The sequence below is a fragment of the Rhodoferax sp. GW822-FHT02D07 genome (assembly GCF_058802405.1).
In genome coordinates this window covers 204,519-219,967 of the sequence record NZ_JBXAOD010000008.1, presented here as the reverse complement: position 1 = coordinate 219,967, position 15,449 = coordinate 204,519, and the positions used below count along the sequence as shown (strand labels likewise).

Annotated in this window: 14 protein-coding genes and 1 pseudogene; 12 read left to right on the top strand and 3 right to left on the bottom strand. The window is 65.2% G+C overall.

From position 1 onward, the window contains the following. Positions 1-61: 61 nt before the first annotated feature. From AC1RNN_RS17725 to AC1RNN_RS17685, 9 genes and pseudogenes are all read left to right on the top strand, one after another. The gene (locus AC1RNN_RS17725) at positions 62-1,264 is read left to right on the top strand and encodes an ROK family protein (protein ID WP_493090654.1); all 1,203 of its coding nucleotides are present in this window, start codon (positions 62-64) and stop codon (positions 1,262-1,264) included. Beyond that, positions 1,261-2,757, top strand: coding sequence for a sugar ABC transporter ATP-binding protein (locus AC1RNN_RS17720; protein ID WP_493090652.1), 1,497 nt, complete (start codon positions 1,261-1,263; stop codon positions 2,755-2,757). Before AC1RNN_RS17725 ends, AC1RNN_RS17720 begins: the two co-directional genes overlap by 4 nt. Continuing rightward, positions 2,738-3,727, top strand: a complete 990-nt coding sequence (locus AC1RNN_RS17715) for an ABC transporter permease (protein ID WP_493090651.1) — start codon at positions 2,738-2,740, stop codon at positions 3,725-3,727. The genes AC1RNN_RS17720 and AC1RNN_RS17715 overlap by 20 nt, the downstream gene beginning before the upstream one ends. Positions 3,728-3,873: 146 nt before the next feature. Next, positions 3,874-4,836 (top strand): substrate-binding domain-containing protein, encoded by a 963-nt coding sequence (locus AC1RNN_RS17710; RefSeq protein ID WP_493090649.1) that lies wholly within the window; start codon positions 3,874-3,876, stop codon positions 4,834-4,836. A 117-nt stretch (positions 4,837-4,953) separates the two neighbouring features. Then, positions 4,954-5,967: a sugar phosphate isomerase/epimerase family protein gene (locus AC1RNN_RS17705; protein WP_493090647.1), complete on the top strand. Its 1,014-nt coding sequence runs from the start codon at positions 4,954-4,956 to the stop codon at positions 5,965-5,967. Next, positions 5,964-7,148, top strand: a complete 1,185-nt coding sequence (locus tag AC1RNN_RS17700; RefSeq protein WP_493090645.1) for a Gfo/Idh/MocA family protein — start codon at positions 5,964-5,966, stop codon at positions 7,146-7,148. The genes AC1RNN_RS17705 and AC1RNN_RS17700 overlap by 4 nt, the downstream gene beginning before the upstream one ends. 87 nt (positions 7,149-7,235) lie before the next feature. Continuing rightward, positions 7,236-7,736, top strand: a pseudogene (locus AC1RNN_RS17695) (MBL fold metallo-hydrolase); the annotation flags it as partial. 162 nt (positions 7,737-7,898) lie between these two features. After that, on the top strand, positions 7,899-8,348 hold the full coding sequence (locus AC1RNN_RS17690) for a rhodanese-like domain-containing protein (RefSeq protein WP_493090689.1): 450 nt from the start codon (positions 7,899-7,901) through the stop codon (positions 8,346-8,348). 54 nt (positions 8,349-8,402) lie between these two features. Beyond that, on the top strand, positions 8,403-9,182 hold the full coding sequence (locus AC1RNN_RS17685; protein WP_493090644.1) for a type III pantothenate kinase: 780 nt from the start codon (positions 8,403-8,405) through the stop codon (positions 9,180-9,182). Between the two features lie 11 nt (positions 9,183-9,193). On the opposite strand, the gene AC1RNN_RS17680 is transcribed toward AC1RNN_RS17685, so the two are convergent. Next, positions 9,194-9,802 carry a hypothetical protein gene (locus AC1RNN_RS17680; protein WP_493090643.1) on the bottom strand — a complete coding sequence of 203 codons (609 nt, stop codon included), beginning with the start codon at positions 9,800-9,802 and terminating at the stop codon, positions 9,194-9,196. A 39-nt stretch (positions 9,803-9,841) separates the two neighbouring features. After that, positions 9,842-11,035, bottom strand: coding sequence for a M20 aminoacylase family protein (locus AC1RNN_RS17675; protein WP_493090642.1), 1,194 nt, complete (start codon positions 11,033-11,035; stop codon positions 9,842-9,844). Between the two features lie 77 nt (positions 11,036-11,112). Here AC1RNN_RS17675 and AC1RNN_RS17670 point away from each other — a divergent pair, with 77 nt between their 5' ends. Then, entirely contained in the window at positions 11,113-13,182 is a 2,070-nt protein-coding gene (locus tag AC1RNN_RS17670; protein ID WP_493090641.1) for a molybdopterin-containing oxidoreductase family protein, read from the top strand. Between the two features lie 13 nt (positions 13,183-13,195). Here the strand turns inward: AC1RNN_RS17670 and AC1RNN_RS17665 are convergent, their stop codons facing one another. Further along, a complete protein-coding gene (locus AC1RNN_RS17665; protein WP_493090640.1) occupies positions 13,196-14,017 on the bottom strand; it encodes an EAL domain-containing protein in 822 nt (273 codons plus the stop codon). 105 nt (positions 14,018-14,122) lie between these two features. Between AC1RNN_RS17665 and AC1RNN_RS17660 the strand changes: the two genes are divergently transcribed. Both AC1RNN_RS17660 and AC1RNN_RS17655 read left to right on the top strand, forming a co-directional pair. Beyond that, positions 14,123-14,356: an HNH endonuclease gene (locus AC1RNN_RS17660; protein WP_493090639.1), complete on the top strand. Its 234-nt coding sequence runs from the start codon at positions 14,123-14,125 to the stop codon at positions 14,354-14,356. A 7-nt stretch (positions 14,357-14,363) separates the two neighbouring features. Next, positions 14,364-15,401, top strand: a complete 1,038-nt coding sequence (locus tag AC1RNN_RS17655) for a DMT family transporter (RefSeq protein ID WP_493090637.1) — start codon at positions 14,364-14,366, stop codon at positions 15,399-15,401. The last annotated feature ends 48 nt before the right edge of the window (positions 15,402-15,449 follow it).

The window sequence follows — 15,449 nt, the reverse complement described above, 5'->3', positions numbered from 1 at the left end:
ACGATTCGCCACCACCCCGAGCCAGACGATGGGTGGAACGAAAAAATACAGGAGACAGACTTTGGCACCCTGGGACGATTTGTCTTTGGACGAGACCGCATTGCTGCAGGCCATCTTCTGGTCAGAGGGAAGCTCGCGCTTCGCCCTGTCCGACCGCTTGGAGTTTTCCAAGAGCAAGACGAACAGCCTGATTGCGGGCCTGCTGGACGTGGGCCTGCTCGAAGAAAGCGGCCTTCGCGGCTCCACCGGCGGGCGCCGGCCCGAAACCATCAAGCTCAGCCCCGAGCTGGGCGTGCTCATCGGCGTGGACCTGGGCGCCACCAGCCTGGACGTGGCCGTACTGCGTCCCGACCTGACCGTGCTGGCTCGCCATACCGAAGTAGCCGACGTGCGCAGCGGCCCCGGCGTGGTGCTGGCGCGGCTGCGCGTGCTGATGCGCCAACTGCTCACCCAATGCGGCGTGAGCGCCAAGCGGGTGATCGCGATTGGCTTGGGCGTGCCCGGCCCGGTGGACTTTGAAAGCGCCCAACTGGTCAACCCGCCCCTGATGCCCGAATGGGACAGCTTTTCCATCCGCGACTACCTGCGCGAGGAGTACAGCGCACCGGTGTTTGTGGACAACGACGTGAACCTCATGGCGCTGGGCGAGCTCTGGCGCCTGCAAGGCGGCCTGCAGAACTTCCTGGTCATCAAGGTAGGCACCGGCATCGGCTGCGGCATCGTCTGCCATGGCGAGGTCTACCGTGGCGCCAATGGCTCCGCTGGCGACGTAGGCCACATCTGTGTGGACGTGGACGGCCCCCGCTGCCACTGCGGCAAGCTGGGCTGCGTGGAAGTGATGGCGGCGGCCCCAGCCATCGTGCGCTCCGCCACCGAAGCCGCCACCTCGGGCGAAAGCCCCTTGCTGGCAGCCTCGCTGGAAGCCAACGGTGTGATCACCCCCGAACTGGTGGGCCAGGCCAGCCGCAATGGCGACGCTGCCGCCAACCGCATCATCCAGGAGTCGGGCAGCCGCATCGGCCAGATGCTCGCTTCGGTCGTCAACTTCTTCAACCCCTCTCACGTATTCATCGGCGGCGGGCTCACGCGCACGGGGCCGCAGCTGCTGGCCTCGGTGCGGCAAAGCGTCTACCAGCGCTCGCTGGCGCTCTCGACCCGGCACCTCGAAATCCAGTACACGCCCTTGGCCGAACGGGCTGGCGTCGTAGGCGCCGGGGTGCTGGCCATGCAAGAAACCTTGAAACACCGAAAGGCCGGCGCATGAGCCTGCAAATTGAATTTCGCGGGACCACCAAGTCCTTTGGCCCGGTGCAGGTGCTGCATGGGGTGGACTTTGTCCTGCCCACGGGCCAGGTGCTGGGCCTCTTGGGTGAGAACGGTGCGGGCAAGTCCACGCTGATGAAGATCCTGGCCGGCTTTGAGCCCGCCACGGGCGGCAGCCTGCTGGTCAACGGTGCGGTGCAGAGCTTCACCAGCTCCCGCGACGCCGAGGCCCAGGGCATTGTGCTGATCCACCAGGAATTCAGCCTGGCCGAAGACCTGACGATTGCGCAAAACCTGTTCCTGGGCCACGAGAAGAAACGTGGCTGGGGTGGCCTGCTGTTAGACGAAGAGACCATGCGCACAGAGGCGCAGGTCGCCATCGCCCAGGTGGGCCTGACCGCCGACGTGAACACGCGGGTGAAAGACCTGATCGTGGCAGAGAAACAGCTGGTGGAAATTGCCAGAGCGCTGTTGCGCAAGGCGCGTCTGCTGATCATGGACGAGCCTACGGCTACGCTGACGCCCACGGAGACCGAACGCCTGTTTGGCCTGATGCGCCAGCTGAAAAGCGAGGGCGTGGCCCTGGTCTACATCTCGCACAAGCTGGATGAAGTGGAGCGCATGACCGACCAAGTGGTGGTGATGCGCGACGGCCGCTGTGTGGCTCAGCAGCCCACGGCCAGCCTCTCGCGCCAGCAAATGGCCAACCTGATGGTGGGACGCGAACTGGCCGACCTGTACCCGCCCAAGGCCTCGGCCCCCGCCACCACCACACCCGCACTGCGTGTGCTGAGCATGAGCGTTCCGGGCTGGGCGCAGGACGTGAGCTTTGAAGTGCGCCCCGGCGAGATTCTGGGCTTTGCCGGTCTGGTGGGGGCGGGCCGCACCGAGCTGTTCGAGGGCATCATGGGCCTGCGCAGCTGCAGCGCGGGCACAGTGGAACTGCAAGGCCGCGTTCAGACCATCCGCAACCCGCGCGACGCCGTGCGTCTGGGCCTGACCTACCTGAGCGAAGACCGCAAAGGCAAGGGCCTGCATGTGCACTTTGGCTTGCGCGAAAACTTGACCCTCATGGCGCTGGAGCGCTATGCCACGCCGCTGCTGCAGCCTGCACAGGAAGACCAGGCGCTGGCCCATGCCGTGGACGAGTTTGGCATCCGCACCGGCAGTCTGCAGATCAAGGCCTCCAGCCTGTCAGGCGGCAACCAGCAAAAGGTGGCGCTGGCCAAGGTGTTGCACCCCGGCCCCAAGGTCGTGGTGCTGGACGAGCCCACACGCGGCGTGGACGTCGGCGCCAAGCGCGACATCTATCTGCTCATCCAGAAGCTGGCCAGCCAGGGCCTGGCCGTCGTCATTATTTCCAGCGAACTCATGGAGCTGATTGGCCTGTGCCACCGCGTGGCGGTGATGCGTGCGGGTCGTCTGCAAACGGTTCTGGAATCCCAACAACTCACCGAAGAGGAGCTCATCGCCCATGCCACAGGAACTCACTAAGACCACTGCCAGCCAGTGGCTTGCCAAACTACAGGGCATGGGCCCGGTGATCGGCCTGGTGCTGCTGTGCGTGGTGGGTACGCTGCTCAACAGCAACTTCGCCACGCTGGACAACATCACCAACGTGCTTACACGCACGGCCTTCATCGGCATCATTGCCGTGGGCATGTGCTTCGTCATCGTGTCCGGCGGCATTGACCTGTCAGTGGGCTCCATGGCCGCGCTGATTGCGGGCAGCGTGATCCTGGCGATGAACTACCTGGCGCCCAAACTGGGCTCGCCCGTGGGCACCGTGGCTCTGGGGATGGTACTGGCCCTGGTACTGGGTGCGGCATTTGGCCTGGCGCATGGCCTTTTGATCACCAAGGGCCGCATCGAGCCCTTCATCGTGACGCTGGGCACGCTGGGCATCTTTCGCGCCTACCTCACCTACTTCTCCAATGGCGGCGCCATTACGCTGGACAACGACCTGACCGACATCTACAGCCCGGTGTACTACGGCAGCGTGGCAGGCATACCGATTCCCGTGTGGGTGTTTCTGGCCGTCGCGCTGGTGGGCAGCCTGATCCTGAACCGCACCACCTTTGGCCGCTACGTACAGGCCATCGGCTCCAACGAACAGGTGGCACGCTACGCCGCCGTGGACGTAGACCGTGTGAAGGTACTGACCTATGTGCTGCTGGGTGTGTGTGTGGGTGTGGCCACGCTGCTCTATGTGCCGCGCCTGGGCTCCGCCTCACCCACCACCGGCCTGCTGTGGGAGCTGGAAGCCATTGCGGCCGTCATCGTCGGGGGCACTGCGCTCAAGGGTGGCGCGGGCACCATCACCGGCACGGTGGTGGGCGCCGTGCTGCTCTCGGTCATCAGCAACATCCTCAACCTCACCAGCATCATCAGCGTGTACCTCAACGCTGCGGTGCAGGGCTTCGTGATCATCGCCGTGGCCTTTTTGCAAAGGTCAAAAAGATGAAGCCCCCACGCTCCACCGCTACGCGGGTCGCTGCCCCCCAGGGGGGCGCTGCCCGCCTTGGGGCGGCCCGGCGGCGGGCGTCCCTACGTTTTCCCCCAACCACAGCAAACCGCTGTTTTCTCAACCTGCAACCGGAGACAACTGAAATGAAAAAAATCACCCGCAGACTCGCACTGACCGCCGTGGCCTTGGCTACGCTGGGCAGCGCCCCCAGCTTCGCCGCCGAAAAGGTGGTGCTGGGCGTGTCCATCCCGGCAGCCACGCACAGTTTCATGGCGGGCGTGGTGTTCTGGGCCAACCAGGCCAAGGCCGAACTCGAAAAAGCCAACCCCGGCCTGCAAGTCATCGTCAAGACCGCCAGCGGCTCGCCCGAACAGGCCAATCAGCTGCAGGATTTGCTGACCGTGAACAAGATCAACGCCCTGGTGGTGCTGCCCTTCGAATCGGCCGCCCTGACCAAACCCGTGGCCCAGCTCAAGGGCAAGGGCGTATACGTGACCGTGGTGGACCGCGGCCTGACCGACACCAGCGCGCAAGATGCTTACGTTGCCCCCAACAACACCACCTTCGGTGAAGTGCCAGCTGCCTATATCGGCAAGGCACTGGGCGGCAAGGGCAATGTGGTCGTGCTGCGCGGCATTGCGTCGAACGTGGACAACGAACGCAACGACGCCTTCAACGCCGGCCTCAAGGCCTTTCCCGGCATCAAGGTGCTGGACGCCAAGTACGGCAACTGGAACCGTGACGACGCCTTCAAGGTCATGCAGGACTACCTGACCCGCTTCCCGCAGATCGACGCCGTCTGGGCGGCTGACGATGACATGTCGGTGGGCGTGCTCAAGGCCATCGACCAGGCCAAGCGCACCGACATCAAGCTGGTATTCGGCGGTGCCGGTGCCAAGGGCTCCATCAAGACCCTGATGGACGGCAGCGATGCCCGCATCCAGGCCAATGTGTCCTACTCGCCCAAGTTCATCTACGACGCCGTGAAGATGACCGCCGAAGCCCGCCTCAAGGGTGCCAAGCTGCCGGCCACCACCATCATTCCGTCGGTGCTGATCACCAAGGAAACCGCCAAGAACTTCTACTTCCCGGACTCGCCGTTCTAAGCTTTCAGGCGTTTTATTGAAGAAACAGGCCTGTAGCCCCCTCTAACATTGCGCAAGCAGCTATTAAAAGCATAGCGATCAGCCACAGGCCTCCTCCCCCTTTTCTGGAGCATCTCCATGGCAAGACCTGTCACCTTGTTCACCGGCCAATGGGCCGACCTGCCCCTGGCCGAACTGGCCCCGCTGGCCCAGCGCATGGGCTACGACGGCCTGGAGCTCGCCTGCTGGGGCGACCATTTCAATGTGCAGGAGGCCCTGGCCTCCCCTACCTACGTGCAAGACAAGCGCGACCTGCTGGCACGCCACGGCCTGCAGTGCCTGGCCATTGGCAACCACCTGGTGGGCCAGGCGGTGTGCGACCTGATTGACGAGCGCCACCAGTCCATCCTGCCCGCCCATGTCTGGGGCGATGGCAACCCTGAAGGCGTGCGCCGCCGAGCGGCTGCCGAGCTGCAAGACACGGCCCGTGCCGCCGCCAAGTTTGGCGTAAAAACGGTGACCGGGTTCACCGGATCCTCCATCTGGCATTCCATCTACGCCTTCCCCCCCACCAGCCAGGCTTACTGGGACAAGGGCTTTGCCGACTTCGGTGCGCGCTTCACACCCATCCTGGATGTGTTCGAGTCAGTGCACGTGAACTTTGCACTCGAAGTCCACCCCACCGAAATCGCGTTTGACATTGCCACCAGCCAGCGCGCGCTGGCCGCGGTGAACCAGCACCGCCGCTTTGGCTTCAACTTCGACCCCAGCCACCTGGCCTACCAGGGCGTGGATTACATCCGTTTCCTGCGCACCTTCCCGGAGCGCGTCTTCAACGTCCACATGAAGGACGCCTGGTGGGGCAAGGGCGACGGCACGGTGGGCACCTTTGGCGGCCACACCAGCTTTGGCGATGCGCGCCGCACCTGGGACTTTCGCAGCGTGGGCCGCGGCATGATCGATTTCGAATCCATCATCGTTGCGCTCAACGACATTGCCTACGCAGGCCCGCTGAGCGTGGAGTGGGAAGACAGCCGCATGGAACGCGTGCATGGCGCCACCGAGAGTGCTGCCTTCTGCAAGCGCCTGGATTTCAAACCGGCTGCCGGCGCGTTTGACGCCGTGTTCGCCAAGGACCAACAAGCCCCATGACCCTTGCCCACACTCCACGCCGCCTGCGCTATGCCATGGTGGGCGGCGGCCGCGATGCCTTCATCGGCGCCGTGCACCGCAAGGCGGCCGCGCTGGATGGCCAGATCGAACTGGTAGCCGGCGCCCTCTCCAGCAGCCCGGACAAAGCACGCGCCTCGGGCCGCGACTTGTTCTTGGCCGACGATCGCAACCACGGCAGCTGGCAAGAGCTGCTGGCCGACGAGCTGCGCCGCAGCCCGGAAGAACGCATCGACTTTGTCTCCATCGTCACGCCCAACCATCTGCATTACCCCGTGGCCCAGGCCTTTGTGGAGGCCGGTTTCCATGTGGTCTGCGACAAACCGCTGGTGCACACCGGCACGCAGGCGCGCGACCTGGTAGCCACCGTCAAGCGACAAGGCACGGTATTTGGCGTGACCTACAACTACACGGGCTACCCGCTGGTGCGCCAGATGCGCCATATGGTGGCCAGCGGCACCATCGGCACCGTGCGCAAAGTGGTAGTGGAGTACCACCAGGGCTGGCTGGCCACGGCCGTGGAAGGCACCGGCAGCAAGCAGGCCGCCTGGCGCGTGGACCCGGCGCTGAGCGGCGCGGCCGGTGCCATGGGCGACATTGGCTCGCATGCCGAAAACCTGCTCAGCACCGTGACCGGTCTGAAAATTGAATCCCTCTGCGCCGACCTCAGTGCCATGGGCGCGGGCCGCACGCTGGACGATGACGGGAACATGCTGCTGCGCCTCTCGGGTGGCGCACGCGGTGTGTTGATCGCCTCACAGATCTGCACAGGCAGCGAGAACGATCTGCGCCTGCGTGTAAGCGGCACTGCCGGTAGCCTGGTCTGGTGCCAGGAAAACCCCAACCAGCTACTGTACGCCCCGCTGGACGGCCCGCCGCACACCATCACGCGCGCATCAGCAGGCTTGTGTGAAGCCGCCCAGAACGCCTCACGCCTGCCCGCAGGCCATCCCGAAGGGTTTATCGAGGCCTTTGCCAACGTCTACCTGGGCGTAGCCGCCGACATCCGCGCACGCCTGCAGGGCGCGGTGGCAGACCCGCTGGCCGCGGACTACCCGCGCGTGGAGGACGGTGCCCGCGGTGTGCATTTCATTGAAAAGGTGCTGGAATCGTCGCGCAGCACGGCCAAGTGGACGCCTTTGGACGACGCCCCCTGTGCGTAACCCGCCACTGGGCCCGGCACCGGTCAAATCCAGTACAGTGGCAAGGCGTGTTTACGCTTTGTTACTCGTCCACGGACCCGCCCCGCCATGCAACCCATCCAGCTCTTCGACCCGGCGTCCAGCACCTACACCTACATCCTGTTTGACGAGGCCAGCCGCGACGCGCTCATCGTGGACCCGGTGAATGAGCAGCTGGAGCGCGATCTGGCCACATTGCGCCAGTACGGACTCAAGCTTCAGTGGGCCGTCGAGACCCACGCGCACGCTGACCACATCACCAGCGCGGCCCTGCTGGCCGAGCACACAGGGGCCAAGACGGCCGCGCCAGCCGGTTGTGGCATCGGCACTGCAGCCATGCAGCTGGCCGATGGCGACACCCTGACTTTTGGCGCCGAGACCCTGCGTGCGCTCCACACGCCCGGCCACACCAGCGGCAGCATGAGCTTCACTTGGCGCGACCATGTATTCACCGGCGACACGCTGCTGATTGGTGGCTGCGGCCGCACCGATTTTCAATCCGGCAATGCCGAAGACCTGTACCGCAGCATCACGCAAGTGCTGTTTGCCCTGCCCGACGCCACGACCGTTTGGCCCGGCCATGACTACCAGGGTCGCACCCGCAGCACCATTGGCACCGAGAAGGCCAGCAACGCCCGCGTGGCAGGCAAGAGTCTGGCGGAGTTCGTGGCCATCATGGAAGGTCTGAACCTGCCACGCCCCCGCCGCATGGACGAAGCCGTGCCAGCCAACCTGAGCTCGGGTGTACGCCACGACGCAGGCAGCGCGGGTGCCACCGCAGCGCAGGCTGCAGCCGGTTATGCGGGAGATGTGAGCGCCGAACTGGCCTGCGCCTGGTGGCAGGCGGGCGAGGCCGTGCTGGTGGATGTGCGCACCGATGCAGAACGCGAGTGGGTGGGCTTTGTGCCCGGCGCTGTGGCACTGGCCTGGAAGCAATGGCCCGGCATGGCGATGAATCCGCAGTTTGATGCGGGCTTGCAGGCCGCCGTGCCGGCGGGAAAGAAGGTGTTGCTGCTGTGCCGCAGCGGCGTGCGCTCCATTGCCGCCGCCAAGCGCGCCACCGAGCTGGGTCTGGAGGCTTACAACATCCTTGAAGGCTTTGAGGGTGACCCTGACGCCAACGCCCAGCGCGGCCACCGCGGCGGCTGGCGCCTGCGCGGCCTGCCCTGGAGACAAGGCTAAGCAGACAGGTCAGAGGCTGCACAATAGGCGCAGAGACATCCCGAAAAAAGCGATATGACTTTTCTTGCCCTGGACATTGGCAACACGCGCCTCAAGTGGGCGCAGTACGCCAGCCCTACCCCTGGCGCCGCCCTGCTGGCCCAGGGCGCCGAGTTTCTGGAAAACATCGACAAGCTGGGCGATGGTGCTTGGCGTGGCCTGCGCGCGCCCCGTCATGTGCTGGGCTGCGTGGTGGCCGGGGACGCAGTCAAACGCCGTGTCCAAGAGCAGATGGACGCCTGGGATGTGGTGCCGCAATGGGTGGTCTCTAGCGAAGGGGAAGCAGGCCTGCGCAATGGCTACGACCACCCCACCCGCTTGGGCGCGGACCGCTGGGTTGCCATGATTGGCGCCTACCACCGCATGCGCGCCCAAGGCCCCGCGCGGCCCATGGTGGTGGTGATGGTGGGCACGGCAGTGACCGTAGAAGCCATCGACGCCGAAGGCAAGTTTCTGGGCGGGTTGATCCTGCCGGGCCACGGCATCATGCTGCGCGCGCTCGAATCCGGCACGGCCGGCCTGCACGTCCCCACGGGGGAAGTACGCCACTTCCCCACCAACACCAGCGATGCGCTGACCAGCGGCGGCACCTATGCCATTGCCGGTGCAGTGGAGCGCATGGTGCAGCATGTGACCGCCCAATGCGGCACCGAGCCCAAATGCATCATGACGGGTGGAGCAGGCTGGAAGATGGCACCCAGCATGACACGCCCCTTCGAACTGGTGGACAACCTGATTTTTGACGGGCTACTGCAGATGGCACAAGGGCGCTACGCCCCCGTGGCACAGGCCTGAAGCGGCGCGGACTAAAGGTCCAGCAACTGCGAAAAGTCGGTGTGGGTGGAGCTGGGGCTCTCGGGCGGCAGCACGGCCGCACCTTCAAACGCGTAGTCCATCACCAGGGCTTCGGGCTCGCCGGGTTGGGCCCCGCCCACAATGCCCCGGTCCACCATGCGCATCAGCAAGGCACGGGCCGCTTCGGGAGACTCCCCCTGCAAGTCCACCGTGGCCGTGAGCGTGAGCCGGATGCTCACCAGATCGGGAGCACGCTGGGCTGCGCGCACCGCCAGCGCACTGTCCTGCAACAGGGATCCGTCAGGCGCGACAAACAGCACGCGTGCCGGCACCCGCGGTGACAACACATGAGACTGTGCGTCGGCATTGACTACCAGCATGGTGCCGTTGGCAAAGTCACGCGCCCAAGCCGTCTTGCCTCCGTGGAAGCCACGGATGCTGAAGCCGTACTCGCGGGGCGACACAAAGTGCCGGCCCGATGCGTCCAGCGAGGGATCGTCGACCTCCAGATCCTCGTGGACAAAGGTGTAGCGGTACTGGCCCGGGCCGATCTGGCGGCGGGTCGCACTGGGTAGCCCCACGGGGCGTTCGCGGGAGTTCAACTCACTCCAATTGGTCATGGTTACCTCCCGTTACATTCTGTCTGGATCATACGTTTTTCAGGCCTGCGGCGCGAGCCACTGTTCGGCCAGCCGCACCCAGTAAGTGGCGCCCAGCGGGAGCAGGGCGTCATTGAAATCGTAGCTCGGGTTGTGCAACATGCAAGGCCCGCCGCCATGACCCATGTCGCGATGGTTACCGTCGCCATTGGCAATGAAGCTGTAGCAGCCCGGCTTGGCCTGCAGCATGTAGGCAAAGTCCTCGGCCCCCATGGTGGGCTCCTGCGCCAACACCTTGTCCTCGCCCACGATATCGGCCATCACCTTGCTGGCAAAGTCGGCCTCTTTCGCGCTGTTGATGGTGGGCGGGTAGTTGCGCACAAACTCGAATTCGCACTGCGTGCCAAAGGCGGCACTGGTGTGCTGGGCCAGATCGCGCATGCGCTGCTCAATCATGTCCAGCACCTCGATGGTGAAGGTGCGCACCGTGCCCTGAATCTCGCAGTGGTCAGGAATGACATTGGTGGCCTCCCCGGTGTGGATCATGGTGACCGAGATGACACCCGCATCGATGGGCTTCTTGTTGCGGCTGATGATGGTCTGAAAACCCTGCACCATCTGGCAAGCCACCACCACGGGGTCGATAGCGTTGTGCGGCATGGCCGCATGGCCGCCTTTGCCGGTGATGGTGATCTTGAATTCGTTGCTGGACGCCATGACCGGCCCCGCGCTGGCGGCCATGGTTCCAGCGGGCATGTTGGGCCAGTTGTGCATGCCGAAAACGGCCTCCACGGGGAACTGCTCGAACAGGCCGTCCTTGATCATTTCGCGTGCGCCACCACCGCCCTCCTCGGCCGGCTGGAACACCAGGTACACCGTACCGTCAAAGTTGCGGTGCTGGGCCAGGTACTGGGCCGCGCCCAGCAGCATGGCGGTGTGGCCGTCGTGGCCGCAGGCGTGCATCTTCCCCGGGTGTTGGCTGGCATGGGCAAAGGTGTTGAATTCCTGCATGGGCAATGCATCCATATCCGCGCGCAGCGCAATCGCGCGGTCCGAGCTGCCGGCCTTGACAATGCCCACCACGCCCGTGGTGCCGAGCCCCCGGTGGATGGGAATGCCCCATTCGGTCAGCTTGGCGGCCACCAGATCGGCAGTGCGGACCTCTTCAAAACACAGCTCGGGATGGGCGTGCAAATCACGGCGCAAGGCGGCAATCTGCGGGGTATTGGCAACAATGGGATCTAGCAGTTTCATGGTGAGAACTCCAGCAGGGACATGGATTGTGCACCCCTATGGCGACGTGCCAGGGCCAGACTCGCTAAAGTAGAGCCATGACCCCAGAGATTTCCGCTTCTGCAGCCGAGCACAAGGTGCTGGGTGCCTGCCCCCACGATTGCCCCGACACCTGCTCCATGGTCGTCACTGTGCGCGAGGGCATCGCCGTCAAGGTACAGGGCAATGCCGATCACCCTGCCACTGGTGGCGCGCTGTGCACCAAGGTATCGCGCTACACCGAGCGCACCTACCACCCCGACCGCCTGCTGCGACCACTCAAACGCAGCGGCCCCAAGGGCAGTGGCCAGTTTGCACCTGTGGGCTGGGACGAAGCCCTGGCCGACATTGCCCAACGCCTGCAAGCCATTGCCGCACGCGACCCGCAAGCCGTCCAACCCTATAGCTACGCCGGCACCATGGGCCGGGTCCAGGGCGAGAGCATGGCCGCGCGCTTTTTCAACCAATTGGGCGCTGCCCGGCTGGACCGCACCATCTGCGCCTCGGCCGGCGCCGAAGCCCTGACGCTGACGCTGGGCCACAAGGTGGGCATGCGCGTGGAGTTCTTCGCTGAGTCCAAGCTCATCCTTATCTGGGGCAGCAACGCGATTGCCAGCAGCGTGCACTTCTGGCGCCATGTGCAGAGCGCCAAGCGCAATGGTGCAAAAATCATCTGCATAGACCCGCGTCGCTCCGAGACTGCGGAGAAATGCCACCAGCACATCGCCCTGCTGCCCGGCACCGATGCCGCGCTGGCGCTGGGCCTCGTGCATGAGCTGATCGTCAACGACTGGCTGGACCACGACTACATCGCGCGCCACACCCTGGGCTGGGAAGCGTTGCGCGCACGCGCGCTGGAATGGACACCCGAACGCACGGCGGCAGTCTGCGGGATCACGGTAGATGAAGTAAAGGGCTTGGCCCGCGACTACGGCCAGGCGGCCCGCGCGGGCGAGCCCGTGGCCATCCGCATGAACTATGGGCTGCAGCGCGTGCGCGGTGGTGGCAATGCGGTACGCGCGATTGCCTGCCTGCCCGCGCTGGTGGGTGCCTGGCGCCAGCGCGCCGGCGGCGTGCTGTTGTCCAGTTCCGGCTATGTGCCGGCGCAAACAGCGGCGCTGGAGCGCCCAGAATTGCTGGCCGGCCGCAGCCCCCGCACGATCAATATGAGCACCATTGGGAACGATCTGCTGCGCCCCGCCAGCCCGGAATTCGGCCCGGCCATCGAAGCCCTCATCGTCTACAACAGCAACCCCGTGGCCGTGGCGCCCGAATCGGCCAAGGTCGTGCAGGGCTTTTCGCGCGAGGACCTGTTCACCGTGGTGCTGGAGCACTTCCAAACCGACACGGCCGACTACGCCGACTACATATTGCCAGCCACCACCCAGCTGGAGCACTGGGATGTGCACAGCAGCTACGGCCATACCGATGTGCTGCTCAACCGCCCCTCCATCGCACCGTTGGGCCAGGCGCGCAGCAACGCGCAGATCTTTCGGGACCTGGCGCGCCATATGGGCTACACCGACCCGGTGTTTGCCGAGAGCGATGAGGCGCTGTGTCGCACGGCTTTTGGCGACAAGGTGGACTTTGAAGCGATGCTGGCACAGGGCTTTGCGCCGCTGCCCGTGCCCGAGACGCCGTTTGCCGAGGGCGGCTTCCCCACGCCCAGCGGGAAGTGTGAGTTCTTCAGTGCGCGCCTGGCCGCGCGCGGCGAGGATGGCCTGCCCAACCATGTGCCCAACTTCGAGCCGGCCGGGGCTGACCCGCGCTACCCGCTGGCCATGATTTCGCCACCCGCGCGCAACTTTCTCAACTCCACCTTTGTCAACGTGCAAAGCCTGCGCAACATCGAAGGGGAGCCGCTGGTGGAAATCCACGCCAGCGACGCCGCTGCGCGGCAGATTGCCGATGGTGACGTGGTGCGTGTCTTCAATGGCCGCGGCGCCCACGAATGCGTGGCCCGCGTGTCGGAGCGCGCCCGCCCCGGCGTGGTCAACGGCCTGGGCATCTGGTGGCGCAAGCTTGGCCGCGATGGAACCAATGTGAACGAACTCACCAGCCAGCGCCTCACGGACATGGGCCGCGCGCCCACCTTCTACGACTGCGCAGTGGAAGTCAGCAAGATCTGAGAGCAGCGGCGAATCAGCCCGCGCGGCCCAGCACTTGGCTGGCGCGCAAGTTGAGCTGGCGACAGGGCGTACTGTCGGGGCTACCCAGAAAATAGCCCTGCGCCCAGTGCACACCAAGACTGGCCACCGCGCGCAAGGTGTCTTCCGACTCCACCGCCTTGGCCACGAGCAGGCTGTCGTGCTTGCGGGTCAGGCGCACCATGCTCTCCACCGTCTTGGCTTGCTGGGGTTCGGTCGCGAGGTTGTGCGTCCAGCGCGGTGCCAGCTTCACCACATTGGGCAAGACCCTGGCCCAGGCTTGCATGCCGCGGTCCGAAGGTTTGAAGTCGTCCAGCGCCACCAGCACGCCAGCCGCGCGCAGCGGCTTGAGCGCCGCCACCAGGGGAGCCAAGTCCGTCAGAAGGCCATAGTCGGTCACATCCAGCCCCACACGGCGCGCCGGCACACCGCACTGGCGCATGCGTTCCAGCAACAGGCCGCCCAAGTCTGCGCCATGCAGTTGCACCAGCGTGGCGGCACTCACATTCACAAACAGCTGGCCCCGTCCCTCGCCGCGCGTCCAGCCCGTCAGCGCCTGCTCCAGACAGGCCAGCTCAAAGTTCTTCTGGCAGTGCTCCTCCTGCGAGGCCTGCAGCATGTGCTCCACCGAGAAGTCGGGCTGCGTCAGCGGCGCACGGGCCAAGGCCTCATGGCCCACGATGACTCCGCTGCGCACATCGACCAGCGGCTGGAACACCACCCGCAGGGAACGCTGCGCCAGCAAGGGCATGACGCGGGGCGCCGGCGTGTTGCGCCGTCGGCTCCACCAGGTGCGCAAGGTGTGGTGCAGGGACATGGCCGCATTGCACCGCCTCGTCCAAGACGGCGCAAACCGAACCGTCCACCGCTGAACAATTGTCAAATTGGCGTACGCTGGCGACTTGGAAACTAGCTTGCCTGTATGAGCCGCCTTGCCCTGACCCGCGACAAGATTTACAAAACCGTGGCCCGCCAGCTGCATGGGCAGGTGCCCTGCTGGGTGTGCGGGCAGCATGTGGAGCCCGCAGACGCCACGCTGGAGCACATCACCCCGCGCAGCGAGGGCGGCAGCAGCCACCAGGAGAATCTGGCCATCAGCCATGACCGCTGCAACAACCAGCGTCACATCCAGCCCCCTGGATCCGCCAAACCCTGAGCTAACCATGCAACGCCACATTGCCTACGCCCTGCTCGCAGCCACCCTGTTTGGTGCAAGTACCCCGCTGGCCAAACTGCTGCTGGACCAGGTATCTCACCAACTCTTGGGCGGCCTGCTCTACCTCGGTAGTGGCATCGGGCTCGCGGCAGCCCGCCTTCTGCGTGATGGCCGTTGGCAGTCGCCCGAATTGGCGCTAGGTGAATGGCGTTGGCTGCTCGTCGCCATCGTGTTCGGCGGCATATTCGGTCCGCTCGCCCTTTTCTGGGGGCTGAGCAGCACGCCAGCAGCCACGGCCTCCTTGCTGCTCAATCTGGAGGCCGTGCTCACCGCCGTATTGGCGTGGCTGGCCTTCCGCGAAAACGCAGACCGGCGTGTGGTTGCCGGCATGGTGGCCATCGTGGCGGGCAGTGTGGTCCTGTCCTGGCCCAGCGGTGGCAACCCGCTGGCGGGCGGTCTGGGCTTGGGTGCAGTGGCCCTGGCCTGCCTGTGCTGGGCCATCGACAACAACCTCACACGCAAGGTATCCGCCTCGGACGCCCTCTTCATCGCCTCCGTCAAAGGTCTGGCGGCGGGCAGTGTGAATACCGGGTTGGCACTGGCCTTGGGAGCGGCGTTGCCGCCGGTTCCCATTGCACTGGCCACCATGGTGCTGGGCCTGCTGGGTTACGGCGTGAGTCTGGTGCTGTTTGTATTGGCATTGCGCGGGCTGGGCACCGCACGCACTGGGGCTTATTTTTCCGTGGCACCCTTTGCGGGTGCCGCCCTGGCACTCGCTATGGGAGAAAGCGCCACGCCCCTGTTCTGGCTGGCCACCGCCCTGATGGCGCTGGGTGTGTGGCTGCACCTGACGGAACGCCACGAGCACGACCATGTGCACGAGCCCCTGGGTCACACCCATTCGCATACCCACGACGCACACCACCAGCACGCCCACGCCTTTGCCTGGGAGGCTGGCCGGCCCCACAGCCACTGGCATGAACATGCACCGCTGCGGCACCGGCATCCGCATTTCCCCGACATCCACCACCGGCATGGGCATTGACCACCGGGTCGCGCCAGGCAACATCCATCACCCGGACCGCTTGACGCG

Bases quoted from the DNA above. Each gene is read 5' to 3' on its own strand.
- AC1RNN_RS17720 (WP_493090652.1), top strand. From the start codon at position 1,261: ATGAGCCTGCAAATTGAATTTCGCGGGACCACCAAGTCCTTTGGCCCG.
- AC1RNN_RS17715 (WP_493090651.1), top strand. From the start codon at position 2,738: ATGCCACAGGAACTCACTAAGACCACTGCCAGCCAGTGGCTTGCCAAA.
- AC1RNN_RS17710 (WP_493090649.1), top strand. From the start codon at position 3,874: ATGAAAAAAATCACCCGCAGACTCGCACTGACCGCCGTGGCCTTGGCT.
- AC1RNN_RS17705 (WP_493090647.1), top strand. From the start codon at position 4,954: ATGGCAAGACCTGTCACCTTGTTCACCGGCCAATGGGCCGACCTGCCC.
- AC1RNN_RS17700 (WP_493090645.1), top strand. From the start codon at position 5,964: ATGACCCTTGCCCACACTCCACGCCGCCTGCGCTATGCCATGGTGGGC.
- AC1RNN_RS17685 (WP_493090644.1), top strand. From the start codon at position 8,403: ATGACTTTTCTTGCCCTGGACATTGGCAACACGCGCCTCAAGTGGGCG.
- AC1RNN_RS17680 (WP_493090643.1), bottom strand. From the start codon at position 9,802: ATGACCAATTGGAGTGAGTTGAACTCCCGCGAACGCCCCGTGGGGCTA.
- AC1RNN_RS17675 (WP_493090642.1), bottom strand. From the start codon at position 11,035: ATGAAACTGCTAGATCCCATTGTTGCCAATACCCCGCAGATTGCCGCC.
- AC1RNN_RS17670 (WP_493090641.1), top strand. From the start codon at position 11,113: ATGACCCCAGAGATTTCCGCTTCTGCAGCCGAGCACAAGGTGCTGGGT.
- AC1RNN_RS17665 (WP_493090640.1), bottom strand. From the start codon at position 14,017: ATGTCCCTGCACCACACCTTGCGCACCTGGTGGAGCCGACGGCGCAAC.
- AC1RNN_RS17660 (WP_493090639.1), top strand. From the start codon at position 14,123: ATGAGCCGCCTTGCCCTGACCCGCGACAAGATTTACAAAACCGTGGCC.
- AC1RNN_RS17655 (WP_493090637.1), top strand. From the start codon at position 14,364: ATGCAACGCCACATTGCCTACGCCCTGCTCGCAGCCACCCTGTTTGGT.